Source organism: Klebsiella planticola ATCC 33531, assembly GCF_000735435.1.
Taxonomy (GTDB): domain Bacteria; phylum Pseudomonadota; class Gammaproteobacteria; order Enterobacterales; family Enterobacteriaceae; genus Klebsiella; species Klebsiella planticola.
This window is the reverse complement of the sequence record NZ_JMPP01000018.1, coordinates 1-15,239: the sequence shown is the minus strand read 5'-3', so window position 1 is coordinate 15,239 and position 15,239 is coordinate 1. Positions and strand designations below refer to the sequence as shown.

The window sequence follows — 15,239 nt, the reverse complement described above, 5'->3', positions numbered from 1 at the left end:
GCCCGCCGCGTATTATTTCTCACCATGTCACAAAAACGTTAAGACATAGTTAAAAAATAAGATCTCAGCTAAATAAGCAGCATTTTACCCTTCCTACATGGCGCACTTTCCGTATACTCGACCAGGCAAACATTTATTTACATCCGGACATAAACGTAACAAATAATACGTACATGGGACGGGTAGCAACATCACAACAAGGAATCATTATGACGACACAAACTCCCCCATCGGGCCTGCTACAGCGCCTGGCTCAGGGCAGCCTGGTCAAACAAATTTTAATCGGTCTGGTGCTTGGCGTGCTGCTGGCGCTGGTTTCGAAACCGGCGGCGATCGCCGTTGGCCTGCTCGGTACGCTGTTCGTCGGCGCGCTGAAAGCCGTAGCGCCGGTGCTGGTGCTGATGCTGGTGATGGCCTCCATCGCTAACCACCAGCAGGGGCAAAAAACCAGCATCCGTCCGATTCTGTTCCTGTATCTGCTGGGGACGTTCAGCGCCGCATTAACCGCCGTGGTGTTCAGCTTTGTCTTCCCTTCCACGCTGCACCTGAGCTCCGCGGCCGGCGATATTACGCCGCCATCGGGGATTGTCGAAGTGCTGCGCGGGCTGCTGATGAGCATGGTTTCAAACCCTGTTGACGCCCTGCTCAATGCCAACTATATCGGGATTCTGGTGTGGGCCGTGGGTCTGGGCTTTGCGCTGCGTCACGGTAATGAGACGACAAAAAACCTGATCAACGATGTCTCTCATGCGGTGACCTTTATCGTGAAACTGGTCATTCGGTTTGCGCCGCTGGGTATTTTCGGCCTGGTCTCCTCCACCCTGGCGACCACCGGTTTTGAAACCCTGTGGGGCTACGCGCAGCTGCTGATGGTGCTGGTGGGCTGTATGCTGCTGGTGGCGCTGGTGATTAACCCGCTGCTGGTGTTCTGGAAAATCCGCCGCAACCCCTATCCGCTGGTGCTGACCTGCCTGCGCGAAAGCGGCGTGTATGCCTTCTTTACCCGCAGCTCCGCCGCCAATATTCCGGTAAATATGGCGCTGAGTGAAAAGCTGAATCTCGATCGCGATACCTATTCGGTGTCGATCCCGCTGGGCGCCACCATCAACATGGCCGGGGCCGCCATCACCATTACGGTGCTGACGCTGGCTGCCGTAAATACCCTGGGCATTCCGGTGGATCTGCCTACCGCGCTGCTGTTGAGCGTCGTGGCGTCGCTGTGCGCCTGCGGTGCTTCCGGCGTGGCGGGCGGCTCCCTGCTGCTGATCCCGCTGGCCTGCAATATGTTCGGTATCCCCAATGATATCGCCATGCAAGTGGTTGCCGTCGGCTTTATCATCGGCGTGCTGCAGGACTCCTGTGAGACGGCGTTGAACTCCTCCACCGACGTGCTATTTACCGCCGCCGCCTGTATGGCGGAAGACGAGCAGCTGGCGAAAAACGCGCTGCGCGATTAATCCCGACCTTCCCCTCCGCTATTATGCGGAGGGGTTCTCTTTCAGCTCCGTCTCTTCTCTTTTAAACGGATCGATACCGCGTTTTTGCATGCGCCAGAAACGAATAATATTCAGGCCATTGACGATCAGGAAGCTGCCTTCAATCAACGTGCCACCAATCGACCCCAGCCAAAAGTTATGCGTGACCCAGCACGCCGTAGAACACCACATCACGCAGCGGGTGGTCAGCCCTTTACAGCGAAACAGGGCCCAGGTGCTGGCGACGGTCCCTGCCACCGGCAACAATTCCATCGCATGCTGGAGTTTTCCGAGGCCGAGAATCAGCGTCAGGGCAATAAATATCACCATGATCCACAGATTGCGGGTACGCAGCGAAATCAGCGTGCGCACGGCGTTAAGCCCGGCACTCATGCCCGCAGGCAGCGCTCCCATCAGAATAAAATGCAGGCCGATAATGCCGCTGTACAGCGCCAGCTGCTGTTTAAAGCGCCGCTCATCGCGATTGATAAAGGTGGTGATTCCAATCAGAAAGGCGATGACACCTACGCCCTGGGCAAGCCAATACGCAGTCATGAAAGATCCTTGTCAAAACAGTTAAAAACAAACGGCGCCCTCTCCCCGAGTGCGCCGTTTTTTATCCACGCGACAAAAGCTCCATCATTCTCGCACACCGATCAGGCGGTCGATCCGCCCGGGGTTGTGATGAGCCAGGATGAGGATCATTACAACGTGACGCCGCTTTTGAAGATCGCCAGTTCACGGAAATCATTGCGCTCATTGCAGGTCGGTTTGCCATTGATGATATCAACGAGGGTATCGACAAACTCTTCCAGCAGCTGAGGCATCGCTTTACCGTGAATCAGTTGACCGGCGTCAAAATCGATCCAGTGTTTCTTTTTCGCCGCCAGTTCGCTGTTGGTGGAGATTTTGACCGTCGGCACAAAACCGCCGTACGGCGTGCCGCGACCGGTGCTGAACAGCACCATATGACAGCCAGCACCGGCCAGCGCGCTGGTTGCCACCGCATCGTTGCCCGGTGCGCTCAGCAGATTGAGACCATGCACTTTTAAACGTTCGCCATAGCGCAGGACGTCCACTACCTCGCTGGAGCCTGCTTTCTGCGTGCAGCCCAGTGATTTATCTTCCAGCGTCGTGATCCCGCCCGCTTTGTTGCCCGGCGACGGATTCTCGTAAATAGGCTGGTTATGCGCAATGAAGTACTGTTTAAAGTCATTCACCATGGTCACCAGCTTGTCGAAGGTCTTTTCATCGCGGCAGTGGCTCATCAGCAGCTGCTCAGCGCCGAACATTTCCGGCACTTCCGTCAGCACGGTGGTGCCACCGTTGGCGATCAGGTAATCCGAGAAACGACCCAGCATCGGGTTGGCGGTAATCCCCGAAAGGCCGTCCGATCCGCCGCACTCGAGACCAAACTTCAGCTCGCTCAGTTTGCCTGGCTCACGTTTGTCGTGACGCATCACCTCATAAAGCTGATGCAGATGCTCAAGTCCCGCTTCCACCTCATCGTCCTGCTTCTGGCAGATCATAAAGTGTACGCGCTGAGGATCGAACTCACCGAGGGTTTCACGGAACGCGTCGACCTGGTTGTTCTCACAGCCCAGGCCAATCACCAGCACCGCCCCGGCGTTCGGGTGACGCACCATGTTTTGCAACATGGTGCGGGTATTGATGTGATCATCACCCAGCTGCGAACAGCCATAAGTGTGACTGAAGAGAAAGACGCCATCGGTGCCTTCCGCTTCGTTGGTCTCTTTCAAAAACCGGTTCTGAATCTGACGGGCGATACCATTGACACAGCCGACGGTCGGCAGGATCCACAGTTCATTACGCACCCCGACCTCCCCGTTCGCACGACGATAAAGCTGCACATCGCGGTCGGCCGGCTGCGCCGATGGCTCGGCAAGTTCCGGTTGATAGCGATACTCGTCAAGGTCGCTCAGGTTGGTACGCGTATTATGGGCATGAATATGTTCCCCTGGCGCAATATCCGCCAGCGCGTGGCCAATGGGCAGACCATACTTGATGACGTTTTCTCCCTTCGCAATCGCGCGTAGTGCGAACTTATGACCACGAACAACGTCCTGGCTTAAGGTGACCGCATCATCATCAATGGTGACCTGGGTACCCGCCGCCATATCTGCTAACGCGACAGCAACGTTATCCTGCGAATGGATTTTAATGTATTGCATAGCAACCGACCTCTGGTCTTAATTCAGTTCAATCGCGAAGTAATCACGCGCATTGTTAAAGCAGATATTTTTCACCATCTCGCCCAGCAGCTGAATATCCGCCGGCGCTTCACCCGCGGCAACCCAGCGACCGATCATCTGGCACAGGATGCGACGGAAATACTCATGGCGGGTGTAGGACAAGAAGCTGCGGCTGTCGGTCAGCATGCCGACGAAACGGCTGAGCAAACCAAGCTGAGCCAACTGGGTCATCTGACGCTCCATGCCGTCTTTCTGATCGTTAAACCACCAGCCGGAACCGAACTGCATCTTGCCCGGCATCCCTTCGCCCTGGAAGTTACCGATCATTGTGCCCAGCACTTCGTTATCGCGTGGATTCAGGCAGTAAAGAATGGTTTTCGGCAGCAGGTTTTCTTCATTCTGCTTGCTCAGCAGACGGGACAGCTCTTCGGCCATCGGGCGATCGTTGATGGAATCAAAGCCAACATCCGGCCCTAACAGCTTGAACTGACGCTGGTTATTGTTACGCAGCGCGCCAATGTGATACTGCTGGACCCAACCACGACGGGCATACTCTGCGCCGAGGAACACCAGTACCGCGGTTTTGAACTGCGCCACTTCGTGTTCGCTCAGGGTCGAGCCGGCCAGACGACGCGCCAGGATAGTATCAAGTTCTGCTTCGCTGGATTCGGCAAACAGCACGACATCCAGCGCATGGTCGGAGACTTTACAGCCGTGCGCGGCGAAGTGATCCAGACGCTTGACCAGCGCAGCCTGCAGATCGGCAAAGCGACGGATGTCGGTATCCGAGACTTCGCCGAGCTTCGACATATAGTCGTTAAACGTCGCCTGCTCAATGTTGAACGCTTTATCCGGACGCCAGCTTGGCAGCACTTTGGTCGTGAAGGTCGCGTCTTTCGCCACCGCCGCATGGTGTTCCAGCGAATCGATCGGATCGTCAGTGGTGCCGACCATTTTCACCTTCATCTGCGTCATGATACCGCGAGCGGAGAAGCGATCCTGGGCCAGCAGATCGTTACACTGATTCCAGATTTCATCCGCGGTGGACGGAGACAGCAGCTTACCCGTAATCCCAAACGGGCGGCGCAGCTCCAGATGCGTCCAGTGATAGAGCGGATTGCCGATCGTATGCGGTACGGTAGCCGCCCATGCGTCAAACTTCTCGCGGTCCGAGGCATCGCCGGTACACAGGCGTTCAGCCACGCCATTGGTGCGCATCGCGCGCCATTTGTAATGGTCACCTTTCAGCCAGATGTCATACAGGTTTTTAAAGCGATAATTTTCGGCAATCTGCTGCGGCGGAAGGTGGCAGTGATAGTCGAAAATCGGCTGGTCTTTGGCGTAGTCGTGGTACAAACGGCGGGCAAACTCGGTATCAAGCAGAAAATCTTCGGTCATAAACGCTGTCATTTTCATTTCCTCTTCGCCCCATCGAGGAGCCTTTCAGATGATTGACTATCATGCTGACAAAGTTATCACACCAATTTCTACAGGCCGAAATCTTTTTCGTGAGTTAGATCAATAAACGCTGACAAAAAAAGTACCCTTTCTGGAGTAAACCCTCGTGCAAGCCGCGCCAGCACTGGCTTTGCTCGCGAGAAATAATACCCCCATAAACTTTCCCACTTTTGTGACAGTACTCAACTTTTAAAGTTGTATGACAAGTTATCTTTCTGCCGTCGCAACATATAAACCGTTGGAATGTATTCGCGATGATTCATTACATCGCATTGACCGGTACGGATACCGAATTAAGCAACACACATTGATGGCAAGGTTCGGGCCATATGGGTTTTCCCTCCTGAGCCCTCCGTTTCTCCTTCTCAATCCCTGTGCAGGGTTTGAAGATGGCCGCACTCGCTGCGGAGATATAACAAACGATGAGGTTTTACATGCGTAAAATTAAAGGGTTACGTTGGTACATGATCGCACTGGTGACAATGGGCACCGTGCTGGGTTACCTGACGCGTAACACTGTGGCTGCGGCTGCGCCGACTCTGATGGAAGAGTTACACATCTCCACCCAACAGTATTCCTATATCATCGCAGCCTATTCAGCTGCTTATACCGTCATGCAGCCGGTGGCAGGCTATGTCCTTGACGTGCTGGGGACGAAGATCGGTTATGCCTTCTTCGCGATCGCCTGGGCTGTTTTCTGTGGTTCAACGGCGCTGGCGGGCAGCTGGGGTGGATTAGCGCTGGCTCGTGGCGCGGTCGGCGCGGCGGAAGCGGCGATGATCCCGGCAGGCCTGAAGGCCAGCTCCGAATGGTTCCCGGCAAAAGAACGTTCTATTGCCGTGGGTTACTTCAACGTGGGCTCTTCAATCGGCGCGATGATCGCCCCGCCGCTGGTCGTCTGGGCAATTGTGATGCACAGCTGGCAGATGGCGTTCATTATCTCCGGTGTCTTGAGCTTTATCTGGGCAATGGCGTGGCTGGTCTTCTATAAACACCCTCGTGACCAGAAAAAATTAACCACCGAAGAACGCGACTACATCATCGGCGGCCAGGAATCGCATCACCAGACCAACAACAGTAAGAAAATGTCTCCGTGGCAGATTCTGCGCAACCGTCAGTTCTGGGGCATCGCGCTGCCGCGTTTTCTTGCCGAGCCAGCATGGGGGACCTTCAATGCCTGGATCCCGCTGTTCATGTTTAAAGTCTATGGCTTTAACCTGAAAGAAATCGCGATGTTTGCGTGGATGCCGATGCTGTTTGCTGACCTGGGTTGCATCATCGGGGGCTATCTGCCGCCGCTGTTCCAGCGCTGGTTCGGGGTTAACCTGATTGTTTCGCGTAAAATGGTCGTGACCATGGGCGCACTGCTGATGATTGGCCCGGGGATGATCGGCCTGTTTACCAGCCCGTTTGTGGCTATCGCCCTGCTGTGCGTCGGCGGCTTTGCTCACCAGGCACTGTCCGGTGCGCTGATTACGCTCTCTTCCGACGTATTTGGCCGTAACGAAGTGGCTACGGCAAACGGCCTGACCGGTATGGCAGCCTGGATGGCGAGTACCATGTTCGCCCTGGTGGTCGGCGCTCTGGCGGATACCATCGGTTTCAGCCCGCTGTTCGCCGTGCTGGCGGTCTTCGATCTGCTGGGCGCCCTTGTCATCTGGACCGTACTGAAGAACAAGTCTGCCGATGACGACACCCCGCCGCTCAAAACGACTAAGCCGGTGACGCAAAGCTAGTCCTGATACGGTTAGATCTGTTTACAAAGCCGCCTTATCGAAGGCGGCTTTTTCATGTCTGACGGTGGTGAGATGCGCGTAAAAGTGGTATAACAAATCCAATATTGTCGCCATCTTCCGGGAGCGAATATGGAAATCACAGAACCGCGTCGTTTGTATCAGCAGCTTGCTGCCGAGCTGAAGGCGCGTATTGAACAAGGTGTTTACCTTGTGGGCGATAAGCTGCCTGCAGAGCGGTTTATCGCCGATGAAAAGAGCGTCAGCCGCACCGTGGTTCGCGAAGCCATTATCATGCTGGAAGTGGAAGGCTATGTGGAGGTGCGTAAGGGCTCTGGTATCCACGTCATCTCCAACCATCCGAAGCATCAGCAGGTGGTTGATGAAACGCTGGAGTTCGCCAGCTACGGTCCCTTTGAACTGCTGCAGGCGCGTCAGCTGATTGAAAGCAATATTGCCGAGTTCGCCGCCACCCAGGTGACCAAGCAGGACATCATGAAGCTGATGGAGATCCAGGAGAAGGCGCGTAAAGAGAAATGCTTCCGCGATTCGGAATGGGATCTCCAGTTTCACGTCCAGGTAGCCCTGGCGACGCAAAATACGGCATTAGCCGCTATTGTTGAAAAAATGTGGACCCAGCGCGTGCATAACCCGTACTGGAAAAAGCTCCATGACCATATCGACCTGCGCACCGTGGATAACTGGTGTGACGATCATGACCAAATTCTGAAGGCGCTGATTCGCAAAGATCCGCACGCGGCAAAACTGGCCATGTGGCAGCATCTGGAGAACACTAAGCTGATGTTATTCAACGAGACCAGCGACGATTTTGAATTCAATGCCGACCGCTATCTGTTTGCAGAAAATCCGGTCGTTCACCTCGATACCGCCGCCAACGGCGCAAAATAAGCGGTTATCTTCCTTTCAGGCAGGCTATCAGCGCCTGCCCGCAAACCCGCCTGGGTAAGCAAACATATATAGTGTCAGCCTGTGTAAAGAGACTCGCCACCCGCCACTGCAATCAGCAAAATCAACGAGCAACTGACTGCAATTTTTCTGACGTAAACTCAGTGCTTTTGTTACAATTAGATGCATTTTGACGTTCTGAAGTGGGCTTGCATTGATTTCACTTTTAACAGGGAACCGTTCAGAACGCACCAACAGCGACCATAATCTCATAAGAATCTATGTCGCAATACACACTGCGTTCAGACATACCGTTAACCGATGTACCAGGAATCGTGAATGGAACTATTAACCCAATTGTTGAATGCTTTATGGAGCCAGGATTACGAGACCCTCGCGAATCCCTCCATGATTGGCATGCTTTATTTTGTCTTATTTATGATTTTGTTCCTTGAAAACGGCCTGCTTCCCGCCGCCTTTTTACCCGGCGACAGCCTGCTGGTGCTGGTCGGCGTTCTGATAGCCAAAGGTGCAATGGGTTTTCCGGAAACCCTGCTTCTGCTGACGACGGCAGCCAGCCTGGGTTGTTGGCTCAGCTACATTCAGGGCCGCTGGCTCGGTAATACGCGGATTGTGCAAAACTGGCTTTCACATTTGCCCTCCCACTACCACCAGCGCGCACACCACCTGTTTCATAAGCACGGGCTCTCCGCCTTGTTGATGGGCCGCTTTATTGCCTTCGTTCGTACGCTGCTGCCGACCATTGCCGGACTTTCGGGTCTGAACAATGCCCGCTTCCAGTTCTTTAACTGGATGAGCGGCCTGCTGTGGGTTCTGATTCTGACCACCCTCGGTTACCTGCTGGGTAAAACCCCGGTATTCCTCAAATATGAGGATCAGCTGATGTCCTGCCTGATGCTGCTGCCGGTTGTGCTGCTGGTGTTTGGCTTAATCGGCTCGTTAGTTGTCCTGTGGAAGAAAAAATACAGAAGCCGGAGCTGATAATGGCCATAAAAAGCCTCTCCCGACGCCGGATTAGCTGGCTGCTGGGCGGTTCTGTTTTTTTGTGCGCGCTGTTCTGGCTATGGCTGGCGGTGCAGCAACAGGAATCAACCCTGACTATTCATCCTGTCTCTCAGGGCGTTGGCATGCCCGACGGTTTTTCCGTCTGGCATCATCTCGACGCAAACGGCATTCGTTTTAAAAGTATCACCCCGCAAAAAGACGGCCTGCTGATCAAATTTGATTCCAGCGCCCAGGGTATCGCCGCGAAAGAAGTGCTGGGCCGCGCCCTGCCGCATGGTTATATTATTGCTTTGCTGGAGGAAGAGAATACCCCGACAGCATGGCTCTCCCGTCTGCGCGATACCCCACACAGATTGGGATAAGTAGCCAAAATTCTGAATATTTTCACGCAGTTTGGTGGTTTCCCGTTTTCCTGACTATGCTTAAGACTGCGGGAGCCACCGGGCTGACGTTTATCGACTGGATCGGGCATATCTCCCGGGTATGCCCTCACACAATGGAAGGTAGCATCCATGAAATACCGCATCGCTTTGATTCTGGTTTTGACTTCGCTGAGCTCCAGCGCCTTTGCCATCTCCCCCTGTCAGGAAAAAGAGCAGGATATCCAGAGGGAGATTAGCTATGCCGAAAAACATCACAACCAGAACCGGATTGATGGTTTGAACAAAGCGCTTCGTGAAGTCAGAGCGAACTGCAGCGACGGTAAGCTCAAAGCCGAACATCAGCAAAAAATCGCGAAACAACGCGAGGAAATTACCGAGCGTCAGCGCGATTTGAAGGAAGCTGAGCAGAAAGGCGATGCCGATAAAATCAGCAAGCGCCAACGCAAGCTTGATGAAGCGCAGCACGAGCTGAAAACGCTTGAGTCGCGTGATTACTGATAAGCCCCACTTTACATGGACCCACTCTACAGGAGAGAAAGATGCCTAAAGACAACGTTGCAGACGATCTGCGTGCAGAACTGAAGACTCTGGCTGATACCCTGGAAGAAGTGCTTAACTCCTCCACGGATAAGTCAAAAGAAGAAATTGGCAAACTGCGTAGCAAAGCAGAGAGCGCACTGAAAGAGAGCCGCGTCCGGCTGGGTGAAACCAGCGATGCCATCGTCAGACAAACGCGTGAAACTGCCGCCCGCGCCGACGAGTACGTCCGCGAAAATCCGTGGACCGGTGTAGGTATTGGCGCAGCCGTCGGGCTGGTGCTGGGTGTCCTGCTGACGCGTCGTTAATTATGGCGGATTCTCAACACACGCAGGGTCCGGGCAAGAGCGTTTTCGGTATCGGCCAGCGGATCATTACGCTGCTGGTTGAAATGGTGGAAACGCGCCTGCGCCTGGTGGTCGTGGAGCTGGAGGAAGAGAAGGCGAACCTCTTCCAGCTATTTTTGATGCTGGGGCTGACGCTGCTGTTTGCCGCCTTTGGCCTGATGAGCCTGCTGGTTCTGATTATCTGGGCCATCGATCCCCAGTATCGGCTGTACGTGATGATTGCGACCACCGCTGTGCTGCTCCTCAGCTCGTTAATCGGCGGTATCTGGACGCTGCGTAAAGCCCGCCGTTCGACTTTCCTGCGCTTGACGCGCAAAGAGCTGGCTGAAGACCGCGCTCTGCTGGAGGACGAACGCCTATGAGCAGCAAACAGCAACGCGAGCAGCAGAAAACGCTGCTGTTGCGCCAGATCCAACAGCAGCGGCTGGATTTAATCGCCAGCCGTCGCGACTGGCTCGAAGCGACCGCCCCGTTCGACCGCGGCTGGCAGACCCTCCAGCACCTTCGCTCCTGGGCAATGGTCGGCAGCGGTATCATGGCAGTATGGTCCGTTCGCCACCCGCGCTTCTTACTGCGCTGGACTAAACGCGGCTTCGGTCTCTGGAGCGCATGGCGCATGGCAAAACGCCTGCTGCGCCAGACATCATCCTTCTAAACGCCCTGCCCAGCACACGTCCATCATCCCTGTTTTCCTTGTTCCGGGGCGTCAACGCCTCGTGACTGGTGCTGCTCTTGGTCACCACTCCAGCCGATGACGACGGTGTTCATCCCTGCTCGTCGCCCTCCTCACGTCGCGTTTACTGATCGCGATCACTCAGAATCTTTGATGAAGATCTACAGTTTTCCTTGCTAACAATTCCTTTCGCGCCTCGCTAATATTCTCTCCATCGACAGCAACCCCGCGTAACTACGCAGGATTGCACCAAAAAACAAAATCGCCGCCCTTTGGGTTTTCTGGAGTAAGAAATGAAAAAATTAGAAGATGTTGGTGTACTGGTAGCACGCATTCTGATGCCAATCCTGTTTATCACTGCAGGTTGGGGAAAAATCACCGGTTATGCGGGTACTCAACAATATATGGAAGCCATGGGCGTACCGGGCGCATTACTGCCGTTAACCATTCTGCTGGAGTTCGGCGGCGGTCTGGCGATTCTGTTCGGTTTCCTGACACGTACCACCGCGCTGTTCACCGCAGGCTTCACCCTGCTGACCGCGTTCCTGTTCCACAGCAACTTTGCTGAAGGTGTGAACTCGCTGATGTTCATGAAAAACCTGACCATCGCAGGCGGTTTCCTGCTGCTGGCCATCACCGGTCCGGGCGCATTCAGCATCGACCGCGTGCTGAATAAAAAGTGGTAAGCACACTATACTGAGTGAACAACAAAGCGAGGAGACATCTCCTCGCTTTTGCTATCTGAAGTCTGAAGGAGGAAAAAATGGGACAATTAATCGACGGCGTCTGGCACGATACCTGGTATGACACCAAATCCACCGGAGGGCGTTTCAAGCGTTCTGTTTCTGCCTTCCGCAACTGGCTGACCGCCGATGGCGCACCGGGCCCCTCTGGCGACGGCGGCTTTGCTGCAGAAAAAGATCGCTATCATCTGTACGTATCCCTCGCCTGCCCGTGGGCGCACCGCACGTTAATCCTGCGCAAGCTCAAAGGTCTGGATCCTTTTCTTTCCGTCTCGGTGGTTCACCCTCTGATGCTGGAAAACGGCTGGACTTTCGACGACGATTTTCCCGCTGCGACCGGCGATACGCTGTATCAACATGAATTCCTCTATCAGCTCTACCTGCACGCCGATCCGCACTACACCGGGCGCGTCACGGTGCCGGTTCTGTGGGATAAAAAGCAGCATACGATCGTCAGTAATGAGTCGGCTGAAATCATCCGCATGTTCAATACCGCCTTTGACGGCCTCGGCGCTACCGCCGGCGATTACTACCCACCTGCGCTGCGCGAAAATATCGATGCGCTTAACGGTTGGATCTACGACAACGTCAATAACGGCGTCTATAAAGCCGGGTTCGCCACCAGCCAGCAGGCCTATGATGAGGCGGTCGATGCGGTGTTCACCTCGCTGGAGCGCCTGGAGCAAATTCTGAGCCAGCATCGCTATCTGACGGGCAGCCAGCTGACCGAGGCCGATATTCGTCTGTGGACTACCCTCGTGCGTTTCGACCCGGTCTACGTAACCCACTTTAAGTGCGACAAACGCCGTATCAGCGATTACCCCAATCTGTATGGTTTCCTGCGCGATATCTACCAGATACCGGGTATTGCGGAGACGGTGAATTTTGCCCACATCCGCAACCACTACTATCGCAGCCATAAAACGATTAACCCAACCGGGATTATTTCCGTCGGACCTCATCAGGATCTCAGCGAGCCGCACGGCCGGGACCTTCTGTTCCGCTAACCTGCCGGGCGCCATTCCCGGCGCCCGATATTTTCAGATCCGGCATATTTACCCGTCTGCTATTCGCGTCTATTCTTATTACGATCGCTTTAAAAACAAGTGATTGACCGTTAATCGAGGCGTAAAAATGGACTGGTATTTAAAGGTACTGAGAAACTATATTGGATTTGGCGGCCGCGCACGCCGTAAAGAGTACTGGATGTTTATTCTGGTCAACATCATCCTGACCGGCGTATTGAGCATCATCGATAAAATGCTGGGATGGCAGCGCGCAGGAGGTGAAGGCATCCTGACGACGATTTATGGCGTGTTGGTCTTTTTACCGTGGTGGGCGGTGCAGTTTCGCCGTTTACACGATACGGATCGCTCGGCGTGGTGGCTGTTGCTGATGCTGATTCCGGTGATTGGCTGGCTGATCATTCTGCTCTTCAATTGCCAGAACGGCACGCCTGGAAACAACCGTTTCGGGCCGGATCCCAAACCCCTGTCATCGTGAATGATGCGCTCCTCCCGCGGAAGGAGCGCATAGCGGATTTACTTCCCGGCAAACAGCTTAGGGATCTCGCGCAGACACCATGATTTCGCTTCGCCCATACTGTCGCGGCGCCACGCCATAATGATGTCGATTTCATTGGTATATTCCGGGCTGACAACCCGTAAGCGCCCTTCGGCAATGTCTTTCTCGACCAGCGGATAGGGCATCGTCGCCACCCCCAGTCCCGCCAGCAGAGCCTGACGTTTATCCTCAATGGTACTGACCGTTAAGCGCGGCTGTTTGTCGAGCAGTTGCACCGTCAGAACCGGACGCTCACGGGCGGTATCTGCCACCGCCACGCCGCGATATTTTACCCGCGTCACCTCGGAAAGCGGCTCCGGCTCCTGGTGAATAGGGTGATCCGGCGCAGCGACATAGACGTTCAGCACCGAATAGAGTTTGCGGGAGTTGATCTCCGATGAGGAACGAAAATGCATATCAGGGGCGACAACGATATCCGCACGTCCCTGTTCCAGCCGTTCCCACGCGCCGGCCAGCACTTCGGTAAGCACCGACAGCTGGGTATTCGATTTGGTCGCCAGCTTCTCAATCAGCGGAAAGAAGTCCTGGGTCGGTACCAGGGCTTCGGTCACGATGGTCAGATGCGTTTCCCAGCCGCGCGAAAGCGCTTCGGCATCGGTGGTGAGCTTATCGGCCGCTTCCAGCAGCACGCGCCCGCGTTCCAGCAGCATCCGCCCAACGTTGGTGAATTTTGTCCGATGACCTGAGCGGTCAAACAGCACCACATCCAGCTCCTCTTCCAGCTTTTGCATGGTGTAGCTGAGGGCTGAGGGCACCCGTCCGAGTTCGTCGGCCGCAGCAGCAAAGCTCCCACGCCTGTCGATAGCGTCCATTACGCGTAACGCTTCCAGCGTTAATGCTCTCTCTTTGGCCATAGCACTCTCATTCAGGAAATTTGAATATACCGGGCAGAATATCTGGCTAACAATACAGCGTCCATACCTTTACCATTGATTTAGTGTAAAGAGAGGTCAAGAAAATGATTACTACCCGAACAGCCAAACAATGCGGACAAGCAGATTTCGGCTGGCTGCAGGCCCGCTACACCTTTTCCTTTGGACACTACTTTGACCCTAAACTGTTAGGCTACGCCTCTTTGCGCGTGCTCAACCAGGAAGTTCTGGCACCCGGCGCGTCGTTTCAACCGCGTACCTACCCGAAAGTCGATATCCTGAACCTGATTCTGGAAGGGGAAGCGGAATATCGTGACAGTGACGGCAACCATGTGCAGGCAAAGACCGGTGAAGCGCTGCTGATATCCACTCAACCAGGGGTGAGTTATAGCGAGCACAATTTGAGTAAAGAGGGTTCGCTGACGCGGATGCAGCTGTGGCTGGATGCCTGCCCGCAGCGGGAAAATCCGCTGCTGCAGAAGATGGCTATCGCGGATAGCGGGCAACAGCTGCTCGCTTCGCCTGACGGCGCGCACAACAGTTTACAGCTGCGTCAGCAGGTCTGGATCCACCATCTCGATCTCGCCAAAGGCGAGCAGGTTGATGTCCAGCTGCACGGGCCGCGCGCTTACCTGCAATCGATTCATGGAACGGTGCATGCCGTTGCCCATGAAGAAGAAAAACAGGCCCTGACCTGCGGTGACGGGGCATTTATTCGTGACGAAGCTAACATTACCCTCGTTGCCGACACGCCTTTGCGCGCTTTACTGATAGATTTACCGGTGTAATAACGGGAGTTATGGAGTCTGTCAGTGAGTAAGCATAAGAAGAAAGCAAAGAAAACCGTGTCGTCGCCCGAGCCGCTGTTAACGGAACCAACGCAGGCCGTAAGTTTTGGCTATGAAGAGATGCTAAGCGAACTGGAAGCAATTGTTTCAGAAGCCGAAATTCGGATTCAGGACGAAGAAAACACCGCCTGAACGGCCACCGTCAGAAACAGCAAAACGCCCATGCAGATTGCGCTATATGGGCGTTTTTGCATGATTGAAGCTGACCGATAAGCCGCTTTTTTTCATCGAGTACGGAGTGGACAGTCATTCATCTGCTCTTTCCTCCCGGAACCGGAAAGTAAAAACCCCTGCCATTTCTGGCGAGGGTTCTCTGAATGAGTTGAAGCTGGCCGATAAGCCGCTTTCTTTTCATCGAGAACGGAGTGGACAGTCATTCATCTGCTCTTTCCTCCCGGAACCGGAAGTAAAACCCCCGCCATTTCTGGCGAGGGTTCTCTG

General features: G+C 54.6%; 19 protein-coding genes. 15 read left to right on the top strand and 4 right to left on the bottom strand.

Annotated features, from left to right (window positions below; all coding sequences use genetic code 11):
* Positions 1 to 209: 209 nt before the first annotated feature.
* Positions 210 to 1,457 carry a serine/threonine transporter SstT gene (sstT, locus tag GRPL_RS18130; protein ID WP_032697468.1) on the top strand — a complete coding sequence of 416 codons (1,248 nt, stop codon included), beginning with the start codon at positions 210 to 212 and terminating at the stop codon, positions 1,455 to 1,457.
* A 21-nt stretch (positions 1,458 to 1,478) separates the two neighbouring features.
* On the opposite strand, the gene GRPL_RS18135 is transcribed toward sstT, so the two are convergent.
* The 3 genes from GRPL_RS18135 to uxaC all read right to left on the bottom strand — a co-directional run bounded on the left by GRPL_RS18135 (position 1,479) and on the right by uxaC (position 5,098).
* Positions 1,479 to 2,030: a YgjV family protein gene (locus GRPL_RS18135; protein WP_032690630.1), complete on the bottom strand. Its 552-nt coding sequence runs from the start codon at positions 2,028 to 2,030 to the stop codon at positions 1,479 to 1,481.
* A gap of 149 nt (positions 2,031 to 2,179) precedes the next feature.
* Positions 2,180 to 3,667, bottom strand: a complete 1,488-nt coding sequence (locus GRPL_RS18140) for a UxaA family hydrolase (protein ID WP_032690629.1) — start codon at positions 3,665 to 3,667, stop codon at positions 2,180 to 2,182.
* A gap of 18 nt (positions 3,668 to 3,685) precedes the next feature.
* A complete protein-coding gene (uxaC, locus tag GRPL_RS18145; protein WP_032697464.1) occupies positions 3,686 to 5,098 on the bottom strand; it encodes a glucuronate isomerase in 1,413 nt (470 codons plus the stop codon).
* A 482-nt stretch (positions 5,099 to 5,580) separates the two neighbouring features.
* Between uxaC and GRPL_RS18150 the strand changes: the two genes are divergently transcribed.
* The 11 genes from GRPL_RS18150 to GRPL_RS18200 all read left to right on the top strand — a co-directional run bounded on the left by GRPL_RS18150 (position 5,581) and on the right by GRPL_RS18200 (position 12,997).
* On the top strand, positions 5,581 to 6,882 hold the full coding sequence (locus GRPL_RS18150) for an MFS transporter (protein ID WP_032690627.1): 1,302 nt from the start codon (positions 5,581 to 5,583) through the stop codon (positions 6,880 to 6,882).
* Between the two features lie 129 nt (positions 6,883 to 7,011).
* Positions 7,012 to 7,788, top strand: a complete 777-nt coding sequence (gene exuR, locus GRPL_RS18155; RefSeq protein ID WP_032690626.1) for a transcriptional regulator ExuR — start codon at positions 7,012 to 7,014, stop codon at positions 7,786 to 7,788.
* 336 nt (positions 7,789 to 8,124) lie between these two features.
* Positions 8,125 to 8,787, top strand: coding sequence for a DedA family general envelope maintenance protein YqjA (yqjA, locus tag GRPL_RS18160; RefSeq protein ID WP_032690625.1), 663 nt, complete (start codon positions 8,125 to 8,127; stop codon positions 8,785 to 8,787).
* Between the two features lie 2 nt (positions 8,788 to 8,789).
* Positions 8,790 to 9,173 (top strand): EnvZ/OmpR regulon moderator MzrA, encoded by a 384-nt coding sequence (gene mzrA / locus GRPL_RS18165; protein ID WP_032690624.1) that lies wholly within the window; start codon positions 8,790 to 8,792, stop codon positions 9,171 to 9,173.
* Between the two features lie 150 nt (positions 9,174 to 9,323).
* Entirely contained in the window at positions 9,324 to 9,692 is a 369-nt protein-coding gene (locus GRPL_RS18170; RefSeq protein WP_032690623.1) for a DUF1090 domain-containing protein, read from the top strand.
* Between the two features lie 41 nt (positions 9,693 to 9,733).
* Complete coding sequence (locus GRPL_RS18175; RefSeq protein ID WP_004867946.1) at positions 9,734 to 10,039, top strand: ElaB/YgaM/YqjD family protein; 306 nt, start codon at positions 9,734 to 9,736, stop codon at positions 10,037 to 10,039.
* A gap of 2 nt (positions 10,040 to 10,041) precedes the next feature.
* Complete coding sequence (locus GRPL_RS18180) at positions 10,042 to 10,440, top strand: phage holin family protein (protein WP_004867949.1); 399 nt, start codon at positions 10,042 to 10,044, stop codon at positions 10,438 to 10,440.
* A complete protein-coding gene (locus GRPL_RS18185; RefSeq protein WP_032690622.1) occupies positions 10,437 to 10,733 on the top strand; it encodes a YqjK-like family protein in 297 nt (98 codons plus the stop codon). Before GRPL_RS18180 ends, GRPL_RS18185 begins: the two co-directional genes overlap by 4 nt.
* Positions 10,734 to 11,044: 311 nt before the next feature.
* Complete coding sequence (locus tag GRPL_RS18190; protein ID WP_004867955.1) at positions 11,045 to 11,437, top strand: DoxX family protein; 393 nt, start codon at positions 11,045 to 11,047, stop codon at positions 11,435 to 11,437.
* A gap of 77 nt (positions 11,438 to 11,514) precedes the next feature.
* Positions 11,515 to 12,501 carry a glutathione S-transferase family protein gene (locus tag GRPL_RS18195; protein ID WP_032690621.1) on the top strand — a complete coding sequence of 329 codons (987 nt, stop codon included), beginning with the start codon at positions 11,515 to 11,517 and terminating at the stop codon, positions 12,499 to 12,501.
* A gap of 127 nt (positions 12,502 to 12,628) precedes the next feature.
* Positions 12,629 to 12,997: a DUF805 domain-containing protein gene (locus GRPL_RS18200; protein WP_032690620.1), complete on the top strand. Its 369-nt coding sequence runs from the start codon at positions 12,629 to 12,631 to the stop codon at positions 12,995 to 12,997.
* A gap of 38 nt (positions 12,998 to 13,035) precedes the next feature.
* On the opposite strand, the gene GRPL_RS18205 is transcribed toward GRPL_RS18200, so the two are convergent.
* The gene (locus GRPL_RS18205; RefSeq protein WP_004867964.1) at positions 13,036 to 13,932 is read right to left on the bottom strand and encodes a LysR family transcriptional regulator; all 897 of its coding nucleotides are present in this window, start codon (positions 13,930 to 13,932) and stop codon (positions 13,036 to 13,038) included.
* A 104-nt stretch (positions 13,933 to 14,036) separates the two neighbouring features.
* Between GRPL_RS18205 and GRPL_RS18210 the strand changes: the two genes are divergently transcribed.
* From GRPL_RS18210 to GRPL_RS28150, 3 genes are all read left to right on the top strand, one after another.
* Entirely contained in the window at positions 14,037 to 14,738 is a 702-nt protein-coding gene (locus GRPL_RS18210; protein WP_032698749.1) for a pirin family protein, read from the top strand.
* A gap of 24 nt (positions 14,739 to 14,762) precedes the next feature.
* The gene (locus tag GRPL_RS28100; protein ID WP_099001539.1) at positions 14,763 to 14,930 is read left to right on the top strand and encodes a hypothetical protein; all 168 of its coding nucleotides are present in this window, start codon (positions 14,763 to 14,765) and stop codon (positions 14,928 to 14,930) included.
* Positions 14,931 to 14,994: 64 nt separating this feature from the next.
* The coding region (locus GRPL_RS28150) for a hypothetical protein (RefSeq protein WP_210434729.1) at positions 14,995 to 15,239 on the top strand (245 nt) is incomplete at its 3' end.

Bases quoted from the DNA above. Each gene is read 5' to 3' on its own strand.
- mzrA (WP_032690624.1), top strand. From the start codon at position 8,790: ATGGCCATAAAAAGCCTCTCCCGACGCCGGATTAGCTGGCTGCTGGGC.
- GRPL_RS18180 (WP_004867949.1), top strand. From the start codon at position 10,042: ATGGCGGATTCTCAACACACGCAGGGTCCGGGCAAGAGCGTTTTCGGT.
- GRPL_RS18135 (WP_032690630.1), bottom strand. From the start codon at position 2,030: ATGACTGCGTATTGGCTTGCCCAGGGCGTAGGTGTCATCGCCTTTCTG.
- sstT (WP_032697468.1), top strand. From the start codon at position 210: ATGACGACACAAACTCCCCCATCGGGCCTGCTACAGCGCCTGGCTCAG.
- GRPL_RS18205 (WP_004867964.1), bottom strand. From the start codon at position 13,932: ATGGCCAAAGAGAGAGCATTAACGCTGGAAGCGTTACGCGTAATGGAC.
- yqjA (WP_032690625.1), top strand. From the start codon at position 8,125: ATGGAACTATTAACCCAATTGTTGAATGCTTTATGGAGCCAGGATTAC.
- GRPL_RS18140 (WP_032690629.1), bottom strand. From the start codon at position 3,667: ATGCAATACATTAAAATCCATTCGCAGGATAACGTTGCTGTCGCGTTA.
- GRPL_RS18195 (WP_032690621.1), top strand. From the start codon at position 11,515: ATGGGACAATTAATCGACGGCGTCTGGCACGATACCTGGTATGACACC.
- GRPL_RS18170 (WP_032690623.1), top strand. From the start codon at position 9,324: ATGAAATACCGCATCGCTTTGATTCTGGTTTTGACTTCGCTGAGCTCC.
- GRPL_RS18150 (WP_032690627.1), top strand. From the start codon at position 5,581: ATGCGTAAAATTAAAGGGTTACGTTGGTACATGATCGCACTGGTGACA.
- GRPL_RS18175 (WP_004867946.1), top strand. From the start codon at position 9,734: ATGCCTAAAGACAACGTTGCAGACGATCTGCGTGCAGAACTGAAGACT.
- GRPL_RS18190 (WP_004867955.1), top strand. From the start codon at position 11,045: ATGAAAAAATTAGAAGATGTTGGTGTACTGGTAGCACGCATTCTGATG.
- GRPL_RS18185 (WP_032690622.1), top strand. From the start codon at position 10,437: ATGAGCAGCAAACAGCAACGCGAGCAGCAGAAAACGCTGCTGTTGCGC.
- GRPL_RS18200 (WP_032690620.1), top strand. From the start codon at position 12,629: ATGGACTGGTATTTAAAGGTACTGAGAAACTATATTGGATTTGGCGGC.
- uxaC (WP_032697464.1), bottom strand. From the start codon at position 5,098: ATGACAGCGTTTATGACCGAAGATTTTCTGCTTGATACCGAGTTTGCC.
- exuR (WP_032690626.1), top strand. From the start codon at position 7,012: ATGGAAATCACAGAACCGCGTCGTTTGTATCAGCAGCTTGCTGCCGAG.
- GRPL_RS18210 (WP_032698749.1), top strand. From the start codon at position 14,037: ATGATTACTACCCGAACAGCCAAACAATGCGGACAAGCAGATTTCGGC.